General features: G+C 69.1%; 1 pseudogene. It reads right to left on the bottom strand.

The annotated features are described in order from the left end of the window. Window positions 1-53 precede the first annotated feature (53 nt). A pseudogene (locus tag ACQG3P_RS25365) lies at window positions 54-230 on the bottom strand (TfoX/Sxy family DNA transformation protein); the annotation flags it as partial.

The raw sequence follows: 230 nt of genomic DNA, 5'->3' as shown, positions 1-230 counted from the left end.
TTGTCGGCGATGATCGCGTCGGATTCGGGCTCGAGCTCGGCGCGGCGCGCTTAGGGCAGTTCGTGCCAGTGGGAGTCCTGCAGCGCGCCTTCGAGCGAGTAGTGCAGGTTGAGGCTCGGTTTGAAGCCGGCGCGGCGTACCTTAACGAACGCGCGCACCGACCCGGCCGCGGCCAGGTCTTCGGCAGTGCGCAGACCGTCCTGGCGCAGCAAGGCCGCGCTCTTGGGGCA

The organism is Stenotrophomonas sp. SrG, assembly GCF_050031795.1.
GTDB lineage: Bacteria > Pseudomonadota > Gammaproteobacteria > Xanthomonadales > Xanthomonadaceae > Stenotrophomonas > Stenotrophomonas rhizophila_A.
The sequence above is the reverse complement of the archived record's forward strand: the minus strand, read 5'-3'. Positions and strand labels throughout refer to the sequence as shown.